General features: G+C 71.8%; 23 protein-coding genes. 21 read left to right on the top strand and 2 right to left on the bottom strand.

The features are described from left to right. The first annotated feature begins 102 nt into the window (after nt 1–102). The 17 genes from ASC77_RS05440 (at nt 103) to ASC77_RS05365 (ending at nt 16,667) form a co-directional block, all read left to right on the top strand. Entirely contained in the window at nt 103–1,392 is a 1,290-nt protein-coding gene (locus tag ASC77_RS05440) for a flavin reductase (RefSeq protein WP_056149516.1), read from the top strand. Beyond that, entirely contained in the window at nt 1,389–2,687 is a 1,299-nt protein-coding gene (locus ASC77_RS05435; RefSeq protein WP_056149513.1) for an acyl-CoA dehydrogenase family protein, read from the top strand. The genes ASC77_RS05440 and ASC77_RS05435 overlap by 4 nt, the downstream gene beginning before the upstream one ends. 56 nt (nt 2,688–2,743) lie before the next feature. Continuing rightward, nucleotides 2,744–4,222, top strand: coding sequence for an aldehyde dehydrogenase family protein (locus ASC77_RS05430; RefSeq protein WP_200944894.1), 1,479 nt, complete (start codon nt 2,744–2,746; stop codon nt 4,220–4,222). After that, nucleotides 4,219–5,115, top strand: coding sequence for an isocitrate lyase/PEP mutase family protein (locus tag ASC77_RS05425; RefSeq protein WP_056149512.1), 897 nt, complete (start codon nt 4,219–4,221; stop codon nt 5,113–5,115). The genes ASC77_RS05430 and ASC77_RS05425 overlap by 4 nt, the downstream gene beginning before the upstream one ends. Continuing rightward, nucleotides 5,112–6,347, top strand: a complete 1,236-nt coding sequence (locus ASC77_RS05420; protein ID WP_056149510.1) for an FAD-dependent oxidoreductase — start codon at nt 5,112–5,114, stop codon at nt 6,345–6,347. Before ASC77_RS05425 ends, ASC77_RS05420 begins: the two co-directional genes overlap by 4 nt. Further along, complete coding sequence (locus ASC77_RS05415) at nt 6,344–7,795, top strand: aldehyde dehydrogenase family protein (RefSeq protein WP_200944893.1); 1,452 nt, start codon at nt 6,344–6,346, stop codon at nt 7,793–7,795. Before ASC77_RS05420 ends, ASC77_RS05415 begins: the two co-directional genes overlap by 4 nt. A 291-nt stretch (nt 7,796–8,086) precedes the next feature. Next, entirely contained in the window at nt 8,087–8,902 is an 816-nt protein-coding gene (locus tag ASC77_RS05410) for an oxidoreductase (protein WP_056149506.1), read from the top strand. Next, nucleotides 8,902–9,885: an alpha/beta hydrolase family protein gene (locus ASC77_RS05405; protein WP_082574462.1), complete on the top strand. Its 984-nt coding sequence runs from the start codon at nt 8,902–8,904 to the stop codon at nt 9,883–9,885. The genes ASC77_RS05410 and ASC77_RS05405 overlap by 1 nt, the downstream gene beginning before the upstream one ends. 9 nt (nt 9,886–9,894) lie before the next feature. After that, nucleotides 9,895–11,124 (top strand): aromatic ring-hydroxylating oxygenase subunit alpha, encoded by a 1,230-nt coding sequence (locus ASC77_RS05400; RefSeq protein ID WP_082574461.1) that lies wholly within the window; start codon nt 9,895–9,897, stop codon nt 11,122–11,124. Continuing rightward, nucleotides 11,121–11,879, top strand: coding sequence for a hypothetical protein (locus tag ASC77_RS05395; RefSeq protein WP_056149504.1), 759 nt, complete (start codon nt 11,121–11,123; stop codon nt 11,877–11,879). The genes ASC77_RS05400 and ASC77_RS05395 overlap by 4 nt, the downstream gene beginning before the upstream one ends. Continuing rightward, a complete protein-coding gene (locus ASC77_RS05390) occupies nt 11,876–12,856 on the top strand; it encodes a hypothetical protein (protein ID WP_056149502.1) in 981 nt (326 codons plus the stop codon). The genes ASC77_RS05395 and ASC77_RS05390 overlap by 4 nt, the downstream gene beginning before the upstream one ends. Continuing rightward, nucleotides 12,853–13,650 (top strand): SDR family oxidoreductase, encoded by a 798-nt coding sequence (locus ASC77_RS05385; protein ID WP_082574460.1) that lies wholly within the window; start codon nt 12,853–12,855, stop codon nt 13,648–13,650. The genes ASC77_RS05390 and ASC77_RS05385 overlap by 4 nt, the downstream gene beginning before the upstream one ends. Next, nucleotides 13,650–14,330, top strand: coding sequence for a hypothetical protein (locus tag ASC77_RS05380; RefSeq protein WP_056149500.1), 681 nt, complete (start codon nt 13,650–13,652; stop codon nt 14,328–14,330). Before ASC77_RS05385 ends, ASC77_RS05380 begins: the two co-directional genes overlap by 1 nt. Continuing rightward, nucleotides 14,327–15,073 carry an arylmalonate decarboxylase gene (locus ASC77_RS05375; RefSeq protein ID WP_056149498.1) on the top strand — a complete coding sequence of 249 codons (747 nt, stop codon included), beginning with the start codon at nt 14,327–14,329 and terminating at the stop codon, nt 15,071–15,073. Before ASC77_RS05380 ends, ASC77_RS05375 begins: the two co-directional genes overlap by 4 nt. Before the next feature lie 21 nt (nt 15,074–15,094). Beyond that, nucleotides 15,095–15,253 (top strand): hypothetical protein, encoded by a 159-nt coding sequence (locus tag ASC77_RS27110; protein ID WP_200944892.1) that lies wholly within the window; start codon nt 15,095–15,097, stop codon nt 15,251–15,253. After that, on the top strand, nt 15,178–16,278 hold the full coding sequence (locus tag ASC77_RS05370) for an RNA polymerase subunit sigma-70 (protein ID WP_268788401.1): 1,101 nt from the start codon (nt 15,178–15,180) through the stop codon (nt 16,276–16,278). The genes ASC77_RS27110 and ASC77_RS05370 overlap by 76 nt, the downstream gene beginning before the upstream one ends. Continuing rightward, complete coding sequence (locus ASC77_RS05365; RefSeq protein WP_056149495.1) at nt 16,275–16,667, top strand: DUF6069 family protein; 393 nt, start codon at nt 16,275–16,277, stop codon at nt 16,665–16,667. Before ASC77_RS05370 ends, ASC77_RS05365 begins: the two co-directional genes overlap by 4 nt. On the opposite strand, the gene ASC77_RS05360 is transcribed toward ASC77_RS05365, so the two are convergent. Further along, the gene (locus tag ASC77_RS05360; protein WP_056149493.1) at nt 16,582–17,553 is read right to left on the bottom strand and encodes a LysR family transcriptional regulator; all 972 of its coding nucleotides are present in this window, start codon (nt 17,551–17,553) and stop codon (nt 16,582–16,584) included. The genes ASC77_RS05365 and ASC77_RS05360 overlap by 86 nt on opposite strands. A 184-nt stretch (nt 17,554–17,737) precedes the next feature. Here ASC77_RS05360 and ASC77_RS25995 point away from each other — a divergent pair, with 184 nt between their 5' ends. The 3 genes from ASC77_RS25995 to ASC77_RS26475 all read left to right on the top strand — a co-directional run bounded on the left by ASC77_RS25995 (nt 17,738) and on the right by ASC77_RS26475 (nt 21,749). Beyond that, nucleotides 17,738–17,917: a LuxR C-terminal-related transcriptional regulator gene (locus ASC77_RS25995; protein ID WP_156390921.1), complete on the top strand. Its 180-nt coding sequence runs from the start codon at nt 17,738–17,740 to the stop codon at nt 17,915–17,917. A 58-nt stretch (nt 17,918–17,975) separates the two neighbouring features. Beyond that, entirely contained in the window at nt 17,976–21,470 is a 3,495-nt protein-coding gene (locus ASC77_RS05355) for a glycosyl hydrolase (protein WP_162249791.1), read from the top strand. A 117-nt stretch (nt 21,471–21,587) separates the two neighbouring features. Beyond that, entirely contained in the window at nt 21,588–21,749 is a 162-nt protein-coding gene (locus ASC77_RS26475; RefSeq protein WP_156390919.1) for a hypothetical protein, read from the top strand. 307 nt (nt 21,750–22,056) lie between these two features. Here ASC77_RS26475 and ASC77_RS05350 read toward each other — a convergent pair whose 3' ends face one another. Beyond that, complete coding sequence (locus ASC77_RS05350) at nt 22,057–22,713, bottom strand: class E sortase (RefSeq protein WP_056149490.1); 657 nt, start codon at nt 22,711–22,713, stop codon at nt 22,057–22,059. Between the two features lie 78 nt (nt 22,714–22,791). On the opposite strand from ASC77_RS05350, the gene ASC77_RS05345 reads away from it, so the two are divergent. After that, the gene (locus ASC77_RS05345) at nt 22,792–24,849 is read left to right on the top strand and encodes a hypothetical protein (RefSeq protein ID WP_056149488.1); all 2,058 of its coding nucleotides are present in this window, start codon (nt 22,792–22,794) and stop codon (nt 24,847–24,849) included. The last annotated feature ends 93 nt before the right edge of the window (nt 24,850–24,942 follow it).

Below are 24,942 nucleotides of genomic sequence, written 5' to 3'. Positions count from 1 at the left end.
CGGCCGGTGGCAATCGTGGCATGTCCGCGGGGCGATTGTCCCGAACGGCTTGCGCCAGTACCTATCCGATATTGTATATTCTCTACCGAAAGGAGGTGTGCGATGGTCGACCCTGCAACGTTCCGGGACGTCATGGCCCAGTGGCCGAGCGGTGTCACGGTGGTGACGACGCTGGTGGACGGCGCGCACCACGGGATGACGGCGAGCTCGTTCTCGAGCGTCAGCCTGGACCCGCCGCTCGTCTCGGTCTGCCTCGACCGGCGCCTCTACTCCCACGGGCTGATCTCGGGCGCCGGCGTCTTCGGCATCAACGTGCTCGCCAAGGACCAGGCCGAGGTCGCCCGCCGCTTCGCCGGCATGGTGCCGGGCCTCGAGGACCGCTTCGCGGGCGAGGCGTGGACGACCGCGGAGACCGGCGTACGCCTGCTCGACTCGGCGCTCGGGTGGCTGGACTGCCGGGTGCTGCACGAGTACCCCGGCGGCGACCACACCATCTTCGTGGGCGAGGTGGTCGCGGGGCACGCCGCGCGGCGTACGGCGCCCCTGCTCTTCCACTCCCGCGGCTGGGGCCAGTTCGCGGACGTGCTCCCGGACGTCGCGACCCTCGCCGACGGCGGGGTCGTCGCCGCGCTGCGCGGCCGAGAGCACCCCGAGGAGTTCGTCCAGCAGACGGCCCGCGAGGTCGCTGCGAGCGGGGTGCGGGTGCGGGTGCTCGACCTGAGCCGCAACGACGGGAGCCCGGTCGTCGTGCCCGAGCCCCTCGCCGCCGGCGCGAGCGCCCTGGTCGCCACCCGCGAGCAGCTCGAGCTCGCCCTCGAGATCGACGTCGACGTGGTCGAGATCGCGGTGGACCCGCTGGTCCCCGGCGCGGTCGACCACGTCCGCCGTGTCATCGACGGGCACCAGGACCGCGTCTCGGTGATCGTCCGCAACGCCTTCGCCGATGACCGGGTCGACGCGGTGCTGGCCGCGGTCGCGGGCTTCTCGGCCGAGCGGGTGCTGGAGATCGGCATGTCCGACAGCCAGGGTGCGGCGACGCCGCTCCAGGTGCGGGCCGTGCTGCAGGAGGCGGTCGGCCTCGCCCGGCCCGTGCCGCTGCGGGCCCGGCTCGGCGACCGGGACCGGCTGGGGCTGGTCAAGGCGCTGACCGCGCTGAAGAGCGGCGTCCACCACTTCAACACCACGCTCGCCGGTCTCGACGGCGCGGTCGCGACCGAGGACCTCGTGCGACTGCTCGGCGAGCTCGACGTCGACACTCCGGCCGATGCCGCGCAGGTCGGCCTGATCGCCGACACCCTCAGGGTCTCGCTGACCCCCTCGATCGACCCACCCCGCGGGGCCGCCCTGGCCGCGACGGTCCCCGCACCACACCACGTAGGAGCCGCAGGATGACGGCACGGACGACCGCACGCATCACGGCGGAGCACCTCCTGCCCGACCTCACCGAGGCGGAGCGCGAGCGCGCGCTGCGGGTCGAGTCGGTGCTGCCGGTGATCGCGGCCGCGGCCGAGGCGGCCGACGAGGCCGGCTCCCTCCCCGAGGGGCACCTCAAGCTGCTCGGCGACGCGGGTCTCCTCGGGCTCGTCGTGCCCGAGGAGTACGGCGGCCTGGGTGGCGGGCTGCGTGACCTCGCGGCCACGACGTACACGCTCGGCACCGTCTGCGGGTCCACCGCGCTGGCGTTCTTCTTCCACTGCTCGTCGTCCTCGCGCGGCCTGCTGCCGCTGGCGGCGCTCGAGGCGGGGCTGTACGACGAGGACGAGGCGCCGGCCGTACGCGCCTTCGCCGAGAAGGTGCTGCACCTGATGGGCACCGACAAGAAGGCGATCGGCAACTTCGCGAGCGAGGCGGTCAAGGCCTCCAACGCCAACGTGCTGATCCGCACGACCGCGACCCGCGCCGAGGGTGGCTGGGTGCTCAACGGCGAGAAGTCGTTCGGCTGCCTCTCCGGCTCGGCCGACTACTACCTCGTGACCGCGCGTCGCGAGGACGTCGAGGGCCTCGACGCGCTCACGCTCTTCCTGGTGCCGCGGCTGTCCGAGGGCTCGCGGCCGCGGGCGACCTGGACCGGCCTGGGCATGCGCGCCTCGGACAACAACGGCCTGGTCCTCGAGGACTGCTTCGTGCCCGACGAGCTGTCGCTGGCGGTGCCCGGTGCGTTCACGCGGGCGACGTCGATGTCACGCGGCTCGTGGGTCGGCAACCAGATCGCCATCGCGGCGATCTACGCCGGCATCGCCCAGGGCGTGTGGGACTACGCGATGGGCCGGACGATGGCCGCGACCTTCGCCGACACCGGCAAGCCGATCGCGTCCAGCCCGATGCACCAGGTGCTGATCGGCGACGGCGAGCAGCAGCTGGCCGAGGCGCACCTGTGGCTGCGCCGGCAGATCGAGCTCGAGGCCAGCGACCCGCCGATCCTCCCGAAGGAGGAGGTCGTCCAGAGCTGGAAGCTCGCCAAGGGCGCCATCTGCGAGCACTCCCACGAGGTCGCCCTCGCGGCGCTCAAGATGTGCGGGACGTCCGGTGCGCTGATGGGCAACCCGATCGGCCGCGCGATCCGCGACACTGCCATGGGGCTGGTCCAGGCCTTCCCGGCCGAGCGCGGCAAGCTCGACCTGGCGAAGATGATCGTCGAGCACGAGGGCTGGGCCGGTCTGACGACCACTGACAGCTTCACGAAGTGAAGCCATCGGTACAGAAACGAAGTGAAGCCGAGGGTAGAGAAAGAAGTAGGAGCGGCGTGACGAACATCGAGCTTCCCGAGGCGGGGCAGCTGGTCGACGGCGAGTGGACCGTGCCCGGCGAGGTCCTCGACCTCGTGCTGGAGGACCCGTCCACCGGTCGCGAGCTCGGCAAGGCGGCAGCCAGCAGCGCCGCCGACGTCGACCGGGCGATCGCGGCCGCGACGGCGGCGTACGACGCCGGTGGGTGGCTCGAGCTTCCGGTCGAGCGCCGGGCCGAGGTGCTCGATGCTGTCGGCGCCGCGCTCGGCGAGGAGGTCGCCCGGATCGCGGCGCTGGAGTCGTTCGCCACGGGAGTGCCGATCACGCAGACCTCGATCGTCGGCGTGATCGTGCCGGGTGCCTTCCACCTGGCCGCGCAGATGCTGCGCAACGGCGTGCTGCGCGACGACTACACGTCCGACGCCGGCAACCAGGTCGAGGTGCACCGCCTCCCGCTGGGACCCGCCGTCTGCCTGGTCCCGTGGAACGCGCCCGCCCCGATGGCCGCCCACAAGGTCGCCAGCGCCCTCGCCGCGGGTGCGCCGACCATCCTCAAGCCGAGCGAGTACGCGCCGTACGGCACCACCGAGCTGGGGCGCGTCGTCAGTCGGGTGCTCGCCGAGGCGGACGTCGACCCGGGTCTCTTCCAGGTCGTCCAGGGCGGCCCGGCGGTCGGCGGCCAGCTGGTCCGCGACCCCCGGGTCCGCGCTGTCTCGTTCACCGGCGGGGCGGTCGGCGGCCGCGCCGTCGCGGCCGCGTGCGCCGAGGACTTCACGGCGCTCCAGCTCGAGCTCGGCGGCAACAACCCGCTCGTCGTGCTGCCCGACGCCGACCCGGCCGCCGCGGCGCAGGCCGCGGTCGACCTGCTGACCACGCTCAACGGCCAGTGGTGCCGTGCGCTCGGCCGTCTGGTGGTGCCCGCGTCGATGGCCGACGAGGTCGTCGGTCTCGCGCTCGAACGGCTCGCGGGCCTGACCGTGGGCGACCCGCTCGACCCCGCGACCGATCTCGGCCCGATGGTGCACTCGGTGCACCAGGCCCGGCTGCGCGCGGAGATCGCGACCCGCGAGGCCGCCGGCGGTGCCGCCCACGCGAGCACCCCGCTGCCCGACGGGTCCGGCAGCTTCCTGGCCCCGACCCTGCTCACCGGCGTGCCCGCCGAGGCGGCCGTCGAGGAGATCTTCGGGCCGGTCGCGACCGTCCACACCTACGAGACCGAGGCCGAGGCGCTGGCGCTGGCCAACGGCACGCCGTACGGCCTCGAGGGCTACGTCGTCGGCACCGACACCGAGCACGCCCTGGCGTTCGCGCGCCGGGTGCGTGCCGGCGAGGTGAAGGTCAACGGCTCGACGATCATGAGCCTGCACCTGATGTCCCCGCGCCCGGCCTGGGGTCTCTCCGGGCTCGGCGAGGAGGGCACCGTCGAGACGATCCGGATCTTCACCGGTGCGCGGGTGGTCGGCGTCGAGGGCATGACGGCCCTGCACGGCCGATGACCGCTCCCGACCGGTTGCGCGCGCTCCTCACCGGTCCCGACCTGGTGCACCTGCCCGGTGTGTACGACGCGGTGAGCGCGCGGCTCGCCGCCCGCGCCGGCGTGGCCGGTACACACCTGTCGGGTGCGGTCGCCTCCGCCGTCGCGCTCGGCCTGCCGGACCTCGGCTTCGTGCACGCCACCGACATCGTCCGCGTCGCGCAGTCGGTGGTCCCGGCGCTGGACGGCCTGCCGCTGCTGGCCGACGCCGACACCGGCTACGGCAACGCGCTCCAGGCGCGGGCCACCGCGCGGGCCTACGCCGCGGCCGGCATCGCCGGCCTCCACCTGGAGGACCAGGTCGCGCCGAAGCGCTGCGGCCACCTCGCCGGCAAGGCCGTCGTGGACGTGGCCGAGGCGGCGGCGCGGGTGCGCGCGGCCGTGGATGCCAGCCACGAGATCGAGCAGGGTCTCGTCGTGGTCGCCCGCACCGACGCCCTCGGCGTCGAGGGCGTCGCGTCGGCCACCGAGCGGTGCGTCGCGTACGCCGAGGCGGGCGCCGACGCCGTGTTCGTCGAGGGAGCGGGCCTGCCCGACCTGGCTCAGGTGGTCGAGGGGGTCACCCGAGCCGTGGGCAGCTGCCCGCCCCTCGTCGTCAACCGGTCCGAGGCCGCGGGCGACGAGCCCCCGCTGGACCTGGCGGCGCTGCGCGAGCTCGGCGTCCGGGTGGTCATCCACCCGGTCTCCGCCCTGCTCGCCGCGGCCCGCGCGCAGGCCGCCGTGTACGCCGCGATCGCGGCCGGTGGCGGCGCCGCCCCGGTCGACCGGCTCGGTTGGGACGACCTCACCACGCTGGTCGGGCTGCCCGACCTGCTGACCCTCGAGCAGCGGTACGCCGCAGGAGAACCCGCATGACTGCCCTGGAGAAGACGCACGTCGTGGTCGCAGGCGCCGGACCCGTCGGCATGACCGCTGCGCTGCTGATGGCGCGCGGCGGCGTACGCGTGACCGTCCTGGAGGCGGGGGAGTCCCTGGCCGGCGAGTCCCGCGCGTCGACGTTCCACCCGCCGAGCCTGGAGATGCTCGACGACCTCGGCGTGCTCGAGCCGCTCATGGAGCGGGGGCTCGTCTCGACCGGCTTCCAGTACCGCGACCGTCGTACGGGCCCGATCGCCGACCTCGACCTCGGTGTGCTCGCCGACGACACCCGCTTCCCGTTCCGGGTCCAGCTCGAGCAGTCGAAGCTGACCCCGATCATCCTCGAGGTGCTCGAGGGCATGGACAACGTCACGGTCCACTTCGACCAGCGAGTGGTGCGGGCCGAGACCGACGGCACCACTGCGACCGTGACCACCTCCCCGAGAGCAGGGGGAGTCGGCGACACCTTCACCGCAGACTGGGTGCTCGGCGCCGACGGTGCCAACTCCCAGGTGCGACAGACCGCCGGCTTCACGTTCGAGGGGATGACCTACCCCGAGCGCTTCCTGGTCGCCTCGACCACCGAGGACCTGGAGGCGATCCTGCCGGGCATCTCCGCGGTCAACTACGTCTTCGACCCGACCGAGTGGCTGGTGCTGCTGCGCACCCCGGAGCACTGGCGGATCCTCTTCCCGACGGACCCCAGCACGCCCGACGAGGTCGAGAGCGACCCGGCCCGCGTGCAGGAGCGGCTGCGCGGCGTCGCCGACCTGGGCCGCGACTGGGACGTCCTGCACACGACGCTCTACCGCGTCCACCAGCGCGTCGCCGACACCTTCCGCCGCGGTCGCCTGCTGCTGATGGGCGACGCCGCCCACATCAACAACCCGCTCGGCGGGATGGGCATGAACAGCGGCCTGCACGACGCGTACGTCGAGACGACGGCGCTGCTCGCGCTGGTCCGCGGTGAGGGCAACCTCGAGAAGCTCGACGAGGCGTGCGAGGCGCGGCGCCAGGTCGCGCTGTCCTACGTCAAGACGATCACCCACGACAACTGGGAGAAGCTCCGCCAGGACGACCCCGAGGCGATCCGGGCCTACCACGACGAGCTGCGCGCGTTGGCCGCCGACCGCGAGCGGATGCGCAAGCACCTGCTCAACACGTCGATGATCAACTCGCTGCGCGACGGCTTGGTCGTCGACATGGTCGGCGTGCGGGCGCCCCGGTGAACTGCACAGTGATCGAGCGGGAGAACCCGGCTCGCACCGACGAGCTGGTCGGCGCCGTCGTCGCCGCCGACCCGGCGGCGGTCGACGCCGCGGTCGCCCGGGCACGCTGCGCGCAGCGCGGCTGGGCGGCGCTCGACCTGGGTGCCCGCTGTGCCGCGGTGCGCGCGGGTGCCGACCGGATCGCCGCCGAGCTCGACGACCTGGCCGTCCTGATGGCGCGCGAGACCGGCAAGGTGCTGCCCGACTGCCGCGGCGAGCTCGGCTTCGCCGTGACCGTGCTGCGCTGGTCGGCCGACCGGGCCGAGGAGCTGCTCGTCGACCAGGTCGTCGACGACGCGGCCGGGCGGCTGCTCGTGCGTCGTCGTCCGTACGGCGTGGTCGCGGCCGTCACCCCGTGGAACGCGCCCGTCATCCTCGCCGTCCTCAAGCTCGGCCCCGCGCTGGTCTCCGGCAACGCCGTGATCGTCAAGCCCTCACCGCTGGCGCCGTTCGCGATCGCCCGGGTGGTCGAGCTGCTCGGCGTCGACGCGCCCGACGGGGTCGTGCAGACCGTGCAGGGCGACGCCGGGACGGCCACCGCGCTGGTCGGGCACCCGGGCGTCGACCGGGTCGCCTTCACCGGTGGCGAGCGGGCCGGCCGGGCCATCGCCGCCCTCGCCGGGCAGAGCCTGACCCCGAGCCTGATGGAGCTCGGTGGCAACGACGCGGCGCTGCTGCTCGACGACGCCGACCTCGGCCCGGAGGCGATGGACCGCCTGGTGATGGCGACCTTCGCGACCTCCGGCCAGGTCTGCATGGCGGTCAAGCGACTCCTCGTCCCGCGTCGTCGGCACGACGAGGTCGTCGACGCCTACCGGGCCGCCGCCGAGCGCGTGCTGCGGCTCGGCGACCCGCTGAACGCGGGCGCGACCGTCGGTCCGGTCGTCACCTCGGCGTCCGCCGTGCGGGTGCGCGGGATGGTCGAGGCGGCGGTCGACCGCGGTGCCGAGTCGTTCGTGCTCGGCACCGTCGACCCCGACGCGGACCTGAGCCGTGGGCACTACCTGCTGCCGACCCTGGTCCTCGGCGCGACCGACCGCGACGCGCTGGTCGCCGAGGAGCAGTTCGGCCCGGCGGTCCCGCTGCTCGCCTACGACTCGCTCGACGAGGCGGTCGCGCGGGCCAACGCCGGGGACCTCGGGCTGGCCGCATCGGTGTGGTCGGCCGACGAGGAGCGCGCCTTCGCCGTCGCCACTCGCCTCGACGCGGGCTTCACGTTCGTGAACACCCACAACCGCACCGGCATGTCGCTGCGGGCTCCGTTCGGTGGGGTGAAGCGGTCCGGCTGGGGCCGCGAGTACGGCGACGAGGGCGTCCTCGAGCACACCCAGCCCTGCGTCGTGCACGCCCCCGGCGCCTTCCGGGCCGGGGGAGCGGGGCTGGGTGCCGCGGCCTACCCCGGCTCCTGAGGGTCGCTCGCCGGGTTGCACGCACGTGCGTTCACCCTGCACGCACGTGCGTGCAACCGCGAACGCTCCGGAGTCCGACACCCACCGCAGCGCCGGCTGGGGGCCTCGGTTCGGACACGGTTTCGGGACTTTCGTGCCGACTCCGCCGCGATGACGCACCATTGTGCGAAATGACGGCGAGAAGCCGACCGAACACCCGCGAGATTGCCCCTCGCAACGCGTGATAGATCATATATAGTCGTCTCGTCCACCGAGGCCGCGACGGCGCCACGGAGCAGTGTGAGGAGCACGATGAGCCAGACCCTGAAGTCGGTGCGCGAGTTCTACGACGAGGCGCCGCCGACCGACATCACCGAGATCTTCGGCGTCTGGATGGAGCTGGTCGACGGCCTCATGGCCAAGGTCGCCGACCGGTTCGAGCTCACCCGCGACCCCTCGACGGACGTGCTCGAGAGCTTCGGCGGCGAGAACGGCGGCCCGACCGGGCGGATCCGCGGCTACGCCGGCCCCGAGGTCGACTGGCTGGTCCACTCGCACATGCAGAACGCGACGCTCGGGTTCGCCAACATCCACCTGACCATCTGGCTCGGTCCGCAGGTGAAGGTGCCGCACTTCGGCCTGGCCCTCGGGGCGTTCCCGCAGGCCTGGATCTTCGTCGACTCGGTGCCGCGCACCAACCTGCTGACGGACACCGACTCCTTCGACCGCTACTACGGCCCGCTCAACGCGGAGTGGGAGCAGGTGCAGCAGGAGAACGACTTCCTCGCCCCGTTCGTCAGCCGCAGCGGCTTCGTGCGCGCCAGCCTCTCGCCGATGGCGCACGCCTACACCGCGCCGACCGACAGCCGCACCACCGACGTCGTCGCCAAGCTCGCCACCGACCACCTCGACCGCTGGCTCTCGTGGGTCGACGAGGCCGAGCGGGTGCCGGTCGAGGAGCAGGACGCGCTGGCCGCCGACGACCTCGCGACCCGGCGCAACATCGCCGACCGCGACCCTGCCAACGAGATGGGCGACCGCTTCTTCGGCAAGGAGCTCACCAACACGCTGGTCCGCGCCCTGTGGGGCGGCGACCGTCAGCTGCCTCGTCCCCACGAGCAGGCCTGATGCTGGTCCGCAGCCTGCGTACGGCGGTCCGCATCCCCGGCGCGGAGGCGCCGTACGACACCGCCCACGTCACCGTGCGCTACCCCGCGCTCGCGGCACGCGACGACGTCGAGCGGATGAGCGGCCGCCTGGCCGTCGACCCCGCGGGTGCGCCGTACCCGGTCGTGGTGCTGGTCTCCGGCGTCAACTGCCCGGCGGACGCCTACCGCTGGCTGGCCTTCCGGCTGGTCGAGGCGGGCTTCGTCGTCGTGGGCTACGACTGGGTCGGCCAGCTGTTCCCCGGCGAGCACGGACTGACGCCGGGCGTCGACATCGTCGCCGCCGGACCCGAGCACTACGGCGAGCGCCCGACCACCCCCGCGCTCGGCCCGGTGCTCGAGGCGGTCGCCGGCCTCAACGAGGCCGGCCAGCTCGCCGGGCTCCTCGACCTCGACAAGGTCGGCCTGTTCGGCCACTCGGCCGGTGGCACCGTGATCCTGCAGTCCGCCCGACCGGCGTGGTTCCCGCAGGTGCGCGCGGTCGTCTCGTACGGCGGCCACACGATGGCCTCGCAGATGATCGGCTACCCGCCCAACACGCTGCTCCCGGCACCCGTCGAGGCGCCGACGCTGATCGTCGCCGGCACCCACGACGGCGTCGTCGCCGCCAGTGCGATCCGGTACGGCGAGCAGCCGGGCGCTGCCGGCCACGACCCGATCGAGCGCACCTGGCGCGAGGCGCTGCCGGAGACGACCGAGTCCTGGCTGGTCCACCTCGAGGGCGCGGGGCACATGCTCGCGTCGTACCCCGAGGACCCCTCGACCGCCCGCGGCTTCCTCGAGACCCCCACCGACGCCGACCACGACCGGCTCCGCGAGGTGCTCGGCGACCTCGTCGCCACGTTCCTGTCCGCCCACCTGCACGGGTCGGCGGACGCCAAGGCCGAGCTCGAGGAGCTCGCCGACCACCCCCGTCCCGAGTTCGCCGGCATCCGCCGAAGGTAGGAGACCCCGATGTTCAAGAACTTCTGGTACGCCGTCGAGTTCAGCTCCGACGTCGTGGCCGGCAAGCCGAAGAAGGTCAAGATCCTCGGCCAGCAGCTGGTGCTCTACCGCAAGACCAGCGACAACTCGGTCGTCGCCATGTCGGACCTCTGCGTGCACCGCGGTGCTGCGCTCTCCGGCGGCGAGGTCAAGGGCGACTGCATCGTCTGTCCGTACCACGGCTGGGAGTACAAGCCGAACGGCGAGGTGCAGAAGATCCCCGCGCACCCCGACAAGGGCATCCCGCGCAAGGCCCGCATCGACTCCTACCCGGTGCAGGAGAAGTACATGTTCGTGTGGGTCTACCTCGGTGACCTGCCCGAGGAGGAGCGACCGCCGATCCCGGACTGGTCCGACATCGACAACACCGAGGAGTACCGCGCCGTCACCGGCGAGTTCCTCTGGAAGTCGAACTACGAGCGGATCCTCGAGAACGGCGTCGACGTCTCGCACACGCCGTTCGTGCACGGCGGCGTCTTCGGCAACAAGGAGAAGCCGGAGGTGCCCGAGTTCGAGATCGAGAGCTCGCCCTGGCACTGCAAGGTGTCGGTGGTCCTGAACCCGCCGAACTCCAAGGGCATCTGGGGAATGCTCAACCCCAACAAGACCAAGGACCTGATGTCGCGCCCGCCGGTCCCGGTCTCGACGACGTGGTGGCTGCCCAACCTGCTGCTCCTCGACGTGAAGACGCCGATGGGCCAGCTCAAGATCTTCGACGTCAACATCCCGATCGACGAGGAGACGACTCTCGTCAAGTTCGTGGCGCTGCGCACGTTCTTCAAGGGCAAGTGGGCCGACGGCGACGCGCGTCGCCGCGTGTTCAAGGTGCTGTACGAGGACCAGGTCGTCGTCGACACCGTGCGCCCGGAGCTGCTGCCCTTCGACCTGTCCGACGAGCTGCACGTCAAGAGCGACTACAACGCCGTGCTCTACCGCCGGCGCCGGCAGGAGCTGATCGAGGCCGGCTGGAGCGTCGAGGGCAACACCATCGTCGGCGAGGGCCCGGCCCGGGTCGAGCAGCGGGTCATCCCGTCGCCGGTCCGCAAGGAGGTGCCCGAGCTCGCGAGCGCGTGGAACTTCAAGGAGGTCCGCAGCCGGGAGATCCTTTCCGGCAACGCCGACCGGGCCAAGCGCGGTGACGTGCCGCGCACCGACTCCCTCTCCCACCCCGACTCGACGATCGAGGAGATCAAGGCATGAGCCTGCCCGCTTCCCTGTGCCACGGCACGCTGGACGAGATCGTCGAGCGTGGCGGCCTGACCGAGGTCACCGGTGCCGACGGCGGCCCCTTCCTCGAGCTGGTGTCGTCGGCGTTCCCGGGCGGTCAGGCGCCGGTCGGTGAGGCCCGCGTCTTCACCGGCGACGCGATCGCGAAGGTCGTGTACGTCGGGCTCGCGGTCCCGCAGATCGGCCTGGACAGCCACATGGTGTTCGCGTTCTGCCCGGCCGACGTGGCGATCCCGCACTTCACGCTCGACTCGGTCCAGGGGCAGGGCACCTACGCCTTCCACCTCGACCTGATCCCGCGCGTCGACCTCGGCACCCACCTGCCCTACCTCGACTGGGCGCACACACCGCTCGACGCGACGTACGAGGAGGTCGAGTCGCGGCCCGGCCTGATGAAGACCGCGATCGGCCCGCGGCAGTTCGCGATGATGTCGCCCTGGATGCTCGTGCACCGCGCCGAGGACGAGGCGTTCCGTGGCATCAGCGACGCCGTGAAGGCCTACCTCGACCACTGGTTCAGCCTGGTCGAGGCCGGCGTCCCGGCCGAGGTCGTCGCCGACGTCGCCGACACCGACCTCGCCGCGCGCGACGCCCGCAACCGTGCCAACGTCTTCAGCCCCGACGTCGACAAGGTCTGGGCGCAGGTCGAGCGGCTGATCGGTCACGAGCAGACCGAGGCCGTGCGCGGCCTGCTGCTCGACAACAGCATCGGTGCGGTGTCCGCATGACCGCCGTGCAGGAGACCACCGAGACCACTGCCGCCGAGACGAGTGAGTGGCAGAAGCGCATCGAGGGGGAGTGGCACGGCACGCCGGGGCTCTTCGACGCGGTCGGCAACCACGTCGGCTTCGAGCGGGTGGACCGCGCCAGCGTCATCGAGGACGGCGTCGCCCGCTACTGGATGAACACCAAGCTCGACGCCAGCGGCCCGCTGCGCAACCGCTTCGAGCTCGGCGCGCAGTTCGACTTCGGCATCGTCGACTCCGACGAGAACCGCGTCTACTGCGGCCCGGACTTCTACGGCACCGGCCAGCCCTACGGCCTCTTCGTGGACGCCCACTACTACTCGCCGGGCTGGCAGGCCGACCTGCGCACCTGGAACCAGGTGCTGCCCGACGGCAACACCCAGGTCTACTCGTCGGTGCTGCACGACGGCTGGGCCGTGTGCGCGGTCTTCAACGGCATCTACACGCGCACCTTCGACCACGAGACCAACCCCGAGACCCAGCAGCTGGTCAAGGACTGGATCGCGCTCGAGACCCGCCGCGGCGCGGTGCCGCAGGTGCTGCCCACCAAGGAGCGGGGTGCCTGGACCGGGAGCCTCTTCGTCAACGCCGCCGACCAGAGCTCGCTCGGCGAGGTGGAGGTGCGCATCGAGCACACACCGCTCTCGCTGCGACGCGCGCACCAGCAGGTCACCTGGACCGGCGCCCTCGAGCGCAGCTATGCCTTCGAGCGGGTCCGCGACGGTGCCCGGACCCAGTACGAGGGGCCCGAGGTCTTCGGCAACGCCACGTCGTACGGCCGGGCGCTCTTCACCAGCCAACACCTCGTCGGCGCGGACGCCCGTGGCGTCGAGAAGATCAAGGGCCGCGAGGTCCTCATCGACGCCGACACCCGCGACCTGGCCGTCGTGTGGCAGCTCTTCCGTGGCGACACGACCACCCACTTCGTGCACGGCCTGCTCACCTGGGAGTCGGCGTGACGGCTGCGGGCGGCCGGGTCGTCGTCGTCACCGGCGGCACCCGGGGCATCGGGCTGGGCCTCGCCACGGAGCTGATCGCCCGCGGCTGCCGCGTCGTCGTCTGCGGTCGCTCCCAGGCGAGCGTCGACAAGGCGCTCGGTGAGCTCGGCGCCCAGGCAACGGGAGTCCCCGCCGACGTCACCTCGCGCGAGTCGGTCCAGGCGCTGTGGGACCACGCGATCTCGGCGTACGGTCGCGTCGACGTCTGGATCAACAACGCCGGCATCTCCGCGCCGCGGCGCCCGCTGACCGAGGTCGGCGAGGACACCGTGGCGTCGGTCGTCGCGACCAACCTCTTCGGCGCCACCAACGGTTCCGTCGTCGCGCTGGCCGGGCTCGCCCGGCAGCCCGGGGGCGGCTGGATCTGGAACATGGAGGGCTTCGGCTCCACCGGCCAGGTGCAGAGCGGGATGGCGACGTACGGCGCCTCGAAGCGCGCGGTCACCTACCTGACCGAGTCGCTGGTCAAGGAGACCAAGGGCACCGACGTGAAGATCGGCTTCCTGTCGCCCGGCATCGTCGCCACCGACCTCCTCATGGACGACTACGACGGTCAGCCCGAGGCGTTCGAGAAGGCCCAGAAGATCTTCAACATCCTGGGCGACCGCGTCGAGACCGTCACCCCGTGGCTGGCCGACCACCTGCTCGCGGCGAAGAAGTCCGGCACTCGGGTCGCGTGGCTGACCACGCCCAAGGCGATGGGTCGCTTCATGACCGCGGGCTTCAAGAAGCGCGACATCTTCGCGAGCGCCTGATGGCGGTCGATCCCTGCACCGAGTACGGCCTCGCGCTCGCGCTCGAGGACTTCGTCCCGGTGCTGCTCGCGGGCGCCGGGACCGTGGTGCTCGGGCAGTACGCCGGGCGCGTGCTGCCCGCCGTCCGCGTCCCCGCGCTGCTGGCCGGTGCGCTGGTCTTCCTCGGCGGCCTGGCGAAGGCCACCTGGAAGCTGCTCGTCGCCTCCGAGCCGTGCCGCAACTACCCGTTCCTCGAGAACCTGCTCTTCCCGTGCCTGGCCTTCGGCTTCGCCGGGATCGCGTGCGCGCTCGTCGGGGTGTGGCGGCGCCGGCAGGTGCCCTGGTGGCCGTTCCTCGTGCTGCCGGTCGTCGGTGGCGCGGCCGCCATCGCGGTGGGGGACACCTGGCCGCTGCTGATCGTCGCCGCCGTCGGCGCGGTCTTCGTCGGCGTGCTGGCGATCCGGCTCTCGTTGCGCGACGGCGACCGGCTCGGCGCGCTGCTGTTCGTCGTCTACATCGTCGGCACGCTCGTCCTGCCGCCGCTCGCGGGCAGGCCGAACCAGTCCGAGTCGCTGCAGTGGGGTGAGCAGGGCACCAACACGATCGTGCAGATGTCCTTCCTGCTCGGCGCGCTGCGGCTGCTGCGTCGTACGCCGGCCGTCGCGACCGAGCCCGACCGATCCGTAGGAGCCCGTGCATGACGGACCGCCTCGGCTGGCGCCGCAAGTTCGGCGTGATCGCCCCGAGCACCAACACCATCGTGCAGCCCGAGTTCGACATGATGCGGGTCCCCGGCGTGACGTCGCACTACGGCCGGATCCTGATCCGCAACGGCCGGATCGGCGACGACGAGGGCATGGAGGCCCTGCTCGAGCAGATCCGTGCGTCGATGGCCGACTGCGTCGAAGGCATCATGACGATGGAGCCCGACTACCTGGTCATGGGCATGAGCGCCGAGACCTTCTGGGACGGCGTCGAGGGCAACCGGCAGTTCGTCGAGCAGATCAAGGGTCTCTCCGGCGGACTGGGGGTGGCCACCGGCGCCGAGGCGTGCGAGCGGGCGCTGCACCTCTTCGGGGCGAAGAGGATCGCCGTGGTCACGCCTTACACGCCCATCGGCGACGCGAACGTGCGCACGTTCTTCACCGAGCTCGGCTTCGAGGTCGGCGCGATCAAGGGCCTCAGCTGCCCGAGCGCGGTCTCGATCGCGCACGTCAGCGAGCAGACGCTGCGCGCCTCGCTCCACGAGGTCGACGACACCGACGTGGACGCGATCGTCCAGTGCGGCACCAACCTCTGCATGACCGAGCTCGCCGACGAGGCCGAGCGCTGGCTCGACAAGCCGGTGATCGCCATCAACGCCGCCACCTGGTGGATGGCGCTGCGCGAGAACGGCATCGAGGACCAGCTGCACGGCTACGGCACGCTCCTGCGCGAGCACTGACCGGATCCGTACCCTCGTCCCATGTATGCCGCTCTCTGGCGCCTGCTTCCCGGACCGACCTGGCTCAAGGTCGCCGAGGCCGCGATCCTTCTCGTGGTCGTCGTCTGGGTCCTGCTCGCCTGGGTGTTCCCGACCGTCGAGCCGCACCTGCCCTTCGACCGGATCACGGTGGGCGAGTAGTCCGGGAGCCGGCCGGTGATGAGTTCTCGCCCCCGTGCCCGTCTCACCTACGACGGGACACGACGAGACGTGAGGACGACATGAGCGAGATGGACGAGCCCGAGTTCGCGGGGCTGATCGAGCCGCACCGGCGCGAGCTGCACGTGCACTGCTACCGGATGCTCGGGTCGTTCGAGGACGCCGAGGACGCTGTGCAGGAGACCTTCCTGCGTGCCTGGCGGCGCCGCGAGACCTTCGAGGGGCGCTCGACGTTCCGGGCGTGGCTCTACCGGATCGCCACCAACGCGTGCCTGGACCTGCTCGCGAAGCGTCGCCCGGCGCCGGCGACCGGCGGCGAGGTGCCGTGGCTGCAGCCCTACCCGGACCGCCTGCTCGACGAGCTGCCGGCCGTCGACGGCGACGAGCCGGAGGCGCTCACGGTCGCGCGGGAGACGATCGAGCTGGCCTACCTGGTCGCTGTCCAGCACCTCGCCCCCCGCCCGCGCGCCGTGCTGATCCTGCGCGACGTGCTCGGCTGGCCGGCGAAGGACGTCGCAGACCTGCTCGGCGACTCCGTGAACTCCGTCAACAGCGCGCTGCAGCGGGCCCGGGCCGGGATGCGGGAGCACCTGCCCGCCGAGCGCCAGGACTGGAGCGGTGGCGACGAGGACGCAGGGACGCGCGACCTGGTCCGCCGCTTCACCGACGCCAGCGTGGCCACGGACGTCGACGAGCTGGCCACCATGCTGCGCGCCGACGTGCGCTCCTCGATGCCGCCCACCCCGGGCCTGCACGTCGGCCGGGACGCCGTGGTCGCCGACTGGGTCGCGGACGGCTTCCCGGAGCTGACGGGCCTGCGCGGCGTACCGACGTCGGTGAACCGGCAGCCCGCCATCGGCTTCTACCTGTGGCAGGAGCACGCGGCGGCGTACCTGCCGCTGAGCATCGACGTGCTGCGCATCTCGGGCGGGGCGATCACCGAGGTCGTGATCTTCCACGCCGACCAGTTCCCGCGGCTGGGACTGCCCGAACGGCTCCCGGCGTGACCCGCCGGCTCGTCGGAGCCGGCCTGCTCGGCACGCTCGTGGCGACGGTGTGCACCACCGTCGGCGCGGCGCTCGGTCGCGCGGCCGGCGTCGACCTCGAGGTCCCCGACGGCGGCGAGGTGATCCCGGTGTCCGGTATCGCCTTCGTGACGGCCGTCCTCTCCGTCGTGGGCGTGCTCATCGCCGTAGCGCTGCTGCGCTGGAGCGGTCGCCCCGCGGACAGGTTCTTGTGGATCGCCGGTGCCCTGACCGCGCTCTCGTTGGTGCCGCCGCTCGTCTCGGGGGCCGATGTCGCCACGGCCGTCACCCTCGTCGCGCTGCACCTACTTGCTGCGGCGGTGGTGATCCCGGTGCTGGTGCGGGGTCTCCGGGGGGCGGCACGGCCATGACCGCGGCGACCTGGTCGCGGAACCAGCGGTGGGCGTGGTCGTTCTCGCGGTTCTCGTGCCACCACAGCGTGAAGGCCAGCGGCGGCATCGGCCACGGACACTCGAGGGCTCGGACACCCGTGTCGGCTCCGAGACGGTCGAGCAGCGATGCCTGCACCAGGCCGACCTGGTCCGTGCCCGCGACGAGGTAGGGGATGGCGCTGAAGCTCTCCGTCGTGACGACGATGTTGAGGTCGATGCCGTGGTCGAGCAGTCGCTTGCGCCACGGCACGTCGCGGTGCTTCGCGACCGTCGGGATCACCCAGGACCGCTCGCGGGCGCTGCTGAGGTCGAGGACCTCGTCGGCAGCGGTGCTCTCGCGGTCGACCACGCAGACCCAGCGATCCGCGTAGAAGCCGGACGACGGCTTGTCCGGCATCGCCTCGCGCGGCCCGATCCAGCCGTCGACGGTGGCGAACCAGCCTCCGGTGCCGGGCGGCGTGGAAAGGCCGCGGAAGGCGAGCCGGGCGTACGGCGCTGCCGCGCGCATGCGTCGGACCAGGTCCGCGCCGAACAGCGTCTGCCCGTACTCGCTCGTGACGACGACGAACTCGCGGGTGCTGGTCGCTGGGTCGAACGACCGGGTCGACCCCAGCAGGTCACCCACTCCGGCCACGGCCTGCTGGGCGGGCGTCGCCAGGCCCTGAGCGAGTGGGGTGAGCACGTAGCCGGCGCCCTGGCGCACCAGCAGGTCGTCCCCGAAGTGCCGTCGAAGTCGGGCGAGCGCGCCGCTGGCCGCGGACTGGCTGACCGACAGGCGACGAGCCGCACGACTGACGTTGCGCTCCTGGAGCAGGGCGTCGAGTGCCGGCACGAGGTTCCAGTCAATGCGGTCGAGCGGGTCCACGGGTATCACCTCGGAGATAGGCGGCTATTCAAAAGCGTGTGACCGCGATCACTCCAGAGGGTTGCGTCCGTCACACGCCGGCGGACACGATTGCACCACTTCGTGCTGAAACGATTCAAGCCCTGGAGAGAAGTTGTCCCGTAGCGCCGCACCCGACCTCACCAGGTCCGACGCGGCGGGAGACGTGAACCGACGTCTCCTGCGGATGGTGGCTTCCGGGCTGGATCGCGACGCCCTTGCCGAGGCTCTGGGCTGTGACCGAAGTGCGGTCAACGAACGGATGCGCCACATCCGCCGGGAGCTCGAGGCACGCAACGACATCCACGCCGTCGTGCTCGCGCTCCGTCAGGGACTCATCGAGTGACTGATCGACCACCGACCGCCGTACGCAATTCGAAACGATTCACGGTCAGGAGACCTTCGTGTTGAAATTGGGAAGCCGCTCTGCGGAGACATCCGCAGGGCAGGGAGACAACCGGCTCGGACGCCGCGTCGGCACCGCCGCCGCGATCGGCGCGCTCGCACTGAGCGCGCTGGCCGTGGGTGGCGGCGCGCAGACCGCCCTGGCGGGCACGACCCCCGACGGGCAGGCTCCGACGACCGCTGCCTACGCGAGCATCAACCCGGTCACGCCGCTGACCGCGTCGACGTTCGCGGACCCGTCGACCAGCGAGAAGCCGTGGGTGCGGTGGAACTTCAAGCCCGCCGACCCGCTGACCACCACCGCCTCGCTCGAGGCCGACCTGGAGGACGCCGCTGCCCACAACATCGGTGGCGTCGAGATCGGCCAGGGTGGTGTGCCGACCACGGCGCAGCTGACGACGATCTACGCCAAGGCCAAGCAGCTCGGCATCACCGTGAGCCTGAAGGCCGCGGCCGCACTCCCGGGACAGTCGTACGCGAACACGGACGCCTACGCTCGACGGACCCTCAACTTCAGCCGCTTCGACCCGGTGACCGCCGGCGCCACGGTCGACGCAGACCTGCCCGGCACGGCCACGGGCACGGTCGTGGCCGTCGTGGCCTACCGCTGCACCACCGCCGGATGTCCCAACCTCACCGGTGGCCAGGTCTCCCTGGTGCGTGACTCCGCGGTGGACCTCACCTCCACCCTGACCGCGACCAACACCTCCGGCTACCAGGGCGGCACCACCGCCGGGCACCTGAGCTGGACGGCGCCGACGACGACCCCGGGCGCCAGCTGGCTCGTGACCGTCTACCGCGCGGTGCCGTTCGGCACGACCCCCGAGACGCTCAGTACCCAGGGCACGCAGGAGGTCACCGACGCCTACGACGCCTACTTCGCAGGCGGGCTGGGCGACCTCGTTAAGGAGAACGCCGGCGACTTCTTCGTCGACTCCCACGCAGGCGACCCGTGGGGCGTGCCCCAGGAGCTGTGGTCCAGCAACATGAAGACGGACTTCGCCGCCAGCACGGGCTACGACATCGTGCCGCTGCTGGGCGCGCTCGTCGACACCTCGATGCAGTCCGGCCTGACCACGACGTACACGTTCAGCGACGGCTCGGCGGCACGGATCCGCTCCGACTTCAGCAAGGTCCGCAGCGACCTGTACACGACGAACCGGATCGAGCAGTTCCAGACCTGGGCGCACACCTACAACATGAAGCTGCGGCTGCAGCAGGAGGACACCCCCACCACGGCGGGTGGCGACCAGATCCAGACCTCGGTCGCCCTGGACCGCTCGGAGCACGAGTCGCTGATCGGCAGCGACCAGACCGACACCTACCGGTCGATGGCCTCGGCCAACCACATGACCGGCAACACCTGGTTCAGCACCGAGTGCTGTGCGGTGCTCAACGAGGCCTACGCCCAGACGACCGAGGACCTCGTCGTCCGGATGAACCGTGAGTTCGCCGGCGGCGTGACCCGACTCGTCTACCACACGCGCCCGTCGACGGCGACGTCCACGAGCAGCTGGCCCGGCCCGAACTACAGCGGCGGCGACGCCAAGACCGGGTTCTCCAACTCCTACACCAGCGTCCAGCCCTACTACACGGACGCCGCGGCCTACAACGACTACTTCGCCCGCACCACCACGGTCCTGACCCAGGGCGCAGCTAAGGTCGACGTCGCCGTCTACAACCGGAACTACTCCAACCCCGCGGCGTTCGGGATCACCGACCCGTCCAACAAGCACTGGCAGGACACCGGCCTCCAGCGCGCCGGGTACACCTGGGACTACGCCGACGACACCACGCTGGACCTGCCCAACGCCACGGTCACGAACGGCCGGCTGGCCGCCGACGGCCCGGCGTACCAGGCCCTGGTGTTCGACCAGTTCCTGCTCCCGACCGCCAGCACCACGCGTGGCACCCTGACGGTCGGCGCGGCCCAGAAGATGCTCGACTACGCCGAGGCCGGCCTGCCGATCATCTTCGTCGGGAACCCGCAGAACAGCGGCACCTACCCGGCGACGACCGACACCGACCTGAACGCGGTGCTCGCCCAGCTGCGGGCGCAGCCGACGTTCTCCTCCGTCCCCTCGGAGGCAGCGGTGCCGGGCAAGCTGAAGCAGCTCGGGCTCCTGCCGGCAGCGCAGACGAAGGACGCCAGCAGTGTCCTGAGCGTGCGGCGTCGGGACGCCTCCACGGGCACGAACTACTACTGGCTCTACAACCAGGGCGTCGACGCGTACGCCGGCAACAACGCCCTCTACGGCCAGAACCCGAGCAACCTGTACGAGGACCCGGACGTCTGCCACACCACCGGGTCGATCCTCAACCCGTGCATGGCCACCGGGAACGCTGTCGACACCACCGTCACCCTGGAGGGTGCTGGGATCCCGGTCCTGCTCGACACCTGGTCGGGGGAGATCACACCGATCTCCGAGTACAGCCGTGCCGGCGACCGGGTCACGGTCAAGCTCCACCTCGAGCGTGACGCCTCCACCGTCATCGCGCTGACCACGTCGCCCGGCACCTTCGGCGTCACCGCCCCGACGGCGTACGTCGACAGCACCACGGCCGACGGTGTCTCGACGACCGGCAGCAACGTCTTCATCAAGGCGTCCGCCAACGGTCACTACGTCACGACGCTCGGTGGCACGAGCTCGCCGATCGTCTCGACGGTCACCGACGTGCCGGCGGCGGTCGACCTGACCCGGAGCACGTGGGCCCTCGACGTCGAGGACTGGAAGCCCGCCAACGCCTACGGGACCACCGGCGCGGCCGGGTCCGAGACCACGAAGTCGGTCGTCTCGGTGACGGCCAACGGGCTCAAGCCGTGGTCGGACATCCCGGAGCTGTCGGACGCCTCCGGCGTCGGCACCTACACCACGACGGTGAACCTGCCGTCGGACTGGAAGCCGACCGCGCTCGGGGCGACGATCGACCTCGGCCAGGTCACCGACTCGTTCCGGCTCTCGGTCAACGGCCACGACGTGCCGGTCGACCAGGTCTCCGGACAGGCCGACCTGGGAGCGGTCCTGCACGCGGGCGCCAACACCGTGGTCGTCCGGGTGGCCACGACCTTGAACAACCGCCTGTACCAGCTGGACACGGGCATCAAGAACCGTGGCCTGACCCAGGAGTACGGCCTCGTCGGACCGGTCACCCTGTCGCCGTACCGGCTCGTTCAGGTCAACGCGGTCAAGCCCGGCACCACGGCCCTGCGGAGCACCGCGAAGCCGCGACTGCTCGGCACGGCGAAGATCGGCAAGGTCCTCACCGCCACGCCGGGCACGTGGACACCGGCCGCCACGTCGTACGTCTTCACCTGGAAGCGCAACGGCAGCGTCATCAAGGCGGTCCACGGCAAGAAGTACCGCCTCCGTCGTGCCGACGCGGGCAAGCGGATCACGGTCACCGTGACCGCCTCCCGCTCCGGCTACGCCAGCGCCTCGGCGACGTCGCCGGCGAAGAAGGTCAAGGCGGTGAAGAAGAAGCACAAGAAGTAATCCCGACGCCGGGGGTCGGACGAGGAGTCATCTCCTCGCCCGGCCCCCGGTTCGTACCTGGGCGGCTCGGCGGGGCGAGTCACTGCGCCGGCCGTCGCTTCCTGGGACCATGGTGCGATGGGAAAGCTCGCAGAACTGCTCCGGGGGTGGCAGCGCGGCCGGGCGCCGTTCGGGTCGGCGGCCGCGCCCCAGCCGGTCGAGCTGGATGTGCCGGTCGAGCTTCGTCGAGCCGTCGACGAGGAGAGCGAACGACGCGTGGCGGACGAGCCCGAGGACTGAGCGCGACGCGGCTCGGCGGCGACGCGTGTGCTGGCTAGAGGGTGTGCCACTCGCTTCGGTCGGGACTCGGGTCGTTGCGTGGGTAGCCCAGCGACGTCAGCCAAGCGCAGGCGAGGGCCACGGTCGTGCCCCGGGACGTCATACGAATCGAGGCGCAGAGACCACGATCCGTATGACGTCCGTGTGCCAGGAAGTCGGAGTCCCGTCATCGGAAGATCCGCGCACCGGCTTGCGGCGAGGCGACGGAGCTCGGCGGTGGCGTGCCGATGGGCGCTGAGGACGAGGTCGCGAGCGCGGAGGACGAACGTCAACCGAGCTCGGCGGGCGGGCCGGCGTCGGCGCTGCGCCGCTCGACGAGCTGGGCACCGACGACGAGGCGCTCGGTGGAGCTCCAGCGGGGGTTGCAGGTCACCAGGGTCATGGTGCGCTGCTCGGCCCGCGTGCCGGGGTGACCGGCGACCGGGGCGAGGACCTCGGTGGCGCTGGGGCTGAGGATGCGGACCCAGGTGACGTCGTACACGAGCCAGCCGTCGACCGTCTCGACGACGACCGGGTCGCCGACCTGGAGCTTGTCGAGCTCGGCGAACGGCTCGCCGTGGGTGGCGCGATGGCCGGCGACGGCGAAGTTGCCGACCTCGCCGGGGAGCGCGGTGCCCGGGAAGTGGCCCGGCCCGCGAGCGAGGTCCTCGTCGCTGACGCCCTCGACGACGACCCAGCTCCAGTTCTTGCCCAGCGCGGGGATGTGCAGGATCCCGAAGCCGTCACCGGACTTCGGGGCGTCCGCCTTCCCGGCGCTGCGGTGGTGCCCGGACTGCTGCTGGGCGTGGAAGTCGTCGCGCAGGTCGTCCTGGGCTGCGGCCGTGCGGTGGTTGGTCCACACGAGCAGGTAGAAGACGAAGACCGCGAGCACCAGGCCGACGGTGATGGCGAGCTCGGCGATCGCCCGAATGGTGAATCGAGTCACCGAACCTCCCCCTCCGCGCACCAAATGAATATATCATCGCCAAATCGTCGGAGCCGGTGGTTCAGCAGGAGGTCGTGGATGAGGTCAGGGGGGCGCGTCCTCGCCGCGCTGCTGGTCGTCGGCTCGGCTGCGTCCTACGGGCTCGTCGCCGCCGGGACCGCGTCGGCCGTGGTCGCCCCGACCGGCGGCTGCTGGGCCTACGCCCCGAGCGCCGCCGACCTCGACGCGCCGCCCGCGAGCAACGTCTCGACCACGCTCCAGCCCTGGACCACGGTGCCCGACGGCGGCTACGCGCTGACGACGGCGGGAGCCACCAAGGTCGGCGGCAGCCGCACCGTCGCGATGACCATCGCCAGCGGGCCGGTGATCTCCGCGATCGACGACGTCACCGGTACGGCGTCCTTCCTGCTGTCCGTCGACGGTACGCCGCTGAGCGACCCGGTCGAGGTCGCGTTCACCGCCGACGCGGGGGACCCGGTCGAGGACCTGGTGGCAGACGTCGACGTGCCGATCGCGGCCGCCGGCGCCCACCAGGTGCGTCTCGACGCGGCCTACTTCGACGTCCCCGCCGAGTCCCTCCGGGTGGCGTGCAACGGGCAGGGGTCCGGGGCGGTCGGCGGCCCCAACCCGGCCACCAATCCGTTCCCGACCGACCTCACCGCGAGCTTCACCGCGGTGGCGTCGGCCACGGCGATCGTCACCGGCGTGGCCGACCAGGACGTCCTCGACGCCGGCCGGCCGAGCGACGTCGTGTCGGTGGACCTCGCCGGGCTGGCGTCGTCCGCCCCGACCACGCTGCAGCTGTGCAGCACTGCCGGCGTCTGTGCGGTCGTCGGTGATCTGGTCACCGGACCGGACGGCTCGGCGACCACGACGTTCATGGTGCCGTCGTCCGCGCCCGTCGGGACCGGGACGCTGCGCGTCGGCGACGGTACGACGCAGGTCGACGTCGGCTTCACGGTCCTCGGCGCGCAGACGGTCGCCGCCGCGGAGGCGCTCGAGACCGACTCGACCGTCGTCACGCTGACGGGCACCGGCTGGGACCCGAAGCGCCCCGTCACCATCCGGGGGTACGCCGGCACCGACAGCTCGGCGGAGGCCACGAGCGACCCGGACGTGGTCGTCGACGTCGACGCGACGGGCGGCTTCACCGCCGACTTCGAGGTGGCCGACGAGGACACCGAGTCGGTCATCGCCGACCAGGCCCGCACCAGCAGCCACATCGGCGCGGTCTACCTCATCTCCGGGGTGATCGGGGGCGCCGTCGACGCGGACCCGACCGACCCCGGGACCGACGACCCGGGCACCGAGACCCCCGGCGACACCGAGACGCCGCCGGGCTCGGTCACCACGCCACCGATCGCGGCGCCGGTCGTGCCGCCGGAGGACATCCCGCTCCCCGGCGACGTGCCGATCCAGGAGCCGCCCGCCGAGACGCCGGTCGAGGACGCCACCGCGGAGCTCTCGGTCACCGAGGCGCACCTCGACGGCCACGCCACCCTGGGCGAGCTCTTCGGCGGCTCACCGCAGCGCGACCTCGTCTTCCTGGTCGAGAACGTCGGCACCGAGACGGTCGAGAACCCGATCGTCCGGGTGACGGTCGGACGCACCGACGATGTCGAGCCCGAGGTCGTGCCGGCCGAGGTCGGCAGCCTCGACCCCGGCGAGCAAGCCGTGGTCACCGTGCCGCTCGAGCTGCCGATGGCGGCGTTCGGCACCTACCACGTGGTCGGCCAGGTGGGGGACACCGAGGTGGGTGCCTTCCAGGTCGAGTGGACGACGTACCCGTGGGGTCTCTTCGCGCTCAACGCGCTCGCGCTGGTCCTGCTCGCGCTCGGCGTCCGGCACCGGATGGCGGAGCGCCGGCGCGGTCAGGCGGCGGCGCTGGCCGTGCCCGGCGACGCCGACGCGGTGGTCGACACGGAGGCGGCCGTGGCCTGGTGGGCCTACCGCGCCGGCGTCGGCCCGCGACCGTCCGCGCCGCGCGCGGTGCCGACCGGGACGACCGCCCTGGCACCGACTCCGCCGCCCCTGCTGCTCGACGACGCCGCGACCGGGGAGGCGGTCGTGGATCTCGAGGCTGCCGAGAGCTGGTGGCGGCGACGTGCCGAGAAGAGCAGTTCTCATGCGTCCTAATATCGTATATTGTGTACGGAATTGCGGTTTCCCGAGGTGACCACCGGGTGAGGGAGTGACGTCAGTCGTGCCAGGCACAAAGCGGAGCTGGAC

Origin of the sequence: Nocardioides sp. Root1257 (assembly GCF_001425175.1) — a bacterium.
Classification (GTDB): domain Bacteria; phylum Actinomycetota; class Actinomycetes; order Propionibacteriales; family Nocardioidaceae; genus Nocardioides.
Note: the sequence above shows the minus strand (reverse complement) of the source record. Positions and strands in the feature narration are given on the sequence as shown.

Bases quoted from the DNA above. Each gene is read 5' to 3' on its own strand.
- ASC77_RS27110 (WP_200944892.1), top strand. From the start codon at position 15,095: ATGTATGCCGCTCTCTGGCGCCTGCTTCCCGGACCGACCTGGCTCAAG.
- ASC77_RS05435 (WP_056149513.1), top strand. From the start codon at position 1,389: ATGACGGCACGGACGACCGCACGCATCACGGCGGAGCACCTCCTGCCC.
- ASC77_RS05380 (WP_056149500.1), top strand. From the start codon at position 13,650: ATGGCGGTCGATCCCTGCACCGAGTACGGCCTCGCGCTCGCGCTCGAG.
- ASC77_RS05425 (WP_056149512.1), top strand. From the start codon at position 4,219: ATGACCGCTCCCGACCGGTTGCGCGCGCTCCTCACCGGTCCCGACCTG.
- ASC77_RS05375 (WP_056149498.1), top strand. From the start codon at position 14,327: ATGACGGACCGCCTCGGCTGGCGCCGCAAGTTCGGCGTGATCGCCCCG.
- ASC77_RS05345 (WP_056149488.1), top strand. From the start codon at position 22,792: ATGAGGTCAGGGGGGCGCGTCCTCGCCGCGCTGCTGGTCGTCGGCTCG.
- ASC77_RS05390 (WP_056149502.1), top strand. From the start codon at position 11,876: ATGACCGCCGTGCAGGAGACCACCGAGACCACTGCCGCCGAGACGAGT.
- ASC77_RS05400 (WP_082574461.1), top strand. From the start codon at position 9,895: ATGTTCAAGAACTTCTGGTACGCCGTCGAGTTCAGCTCCGACGTCGTG.
- ASC77_RS05395 (WP_056149504.1), top strand. From the start codon at position 11,121: ATGAGCCTGCCCGCTTCCCTGTGCCACGGCACGCTGGACGAGATCGTC.
- ASC77_RS26475 (WP_156390919.1), top strand. From the start codon at position 21,588: ATGGGAAAGCTCGCAGAACTGCTCCGGGGGTGGCAGCGCGGCCGGGCG.
- ASC77_RS05410 (WP_056149506.1), top strand. From the start codon at position 8,087: ATGAGCCAGACCCTGAAGTCGGTGCGCGAGTTCTACGACGAGGCGCCG.
- ASC77_RS05440 (WP_056149516.1), top strand. From the start codon at position 103: ATGGTCGACCCTGCAACGTTCCGGGACGTCATGGCCCAGTGGCCGAGC.
- ASC77_RS05420 (WP_056149510.1), top strand. From the start codon at position 5,112: ATGACTGCCCTGGAGAAGACGCACGTCGTGGTCGCAGGCGCCGGACCC.
- ASC77_RS05405 (WP_082574462.1), top strand. From the start codon at position 8,902: ATGCTGGTCCGCAGCCTGCGTACGGCGGTCCGCATCCCCGGCGCGGAG.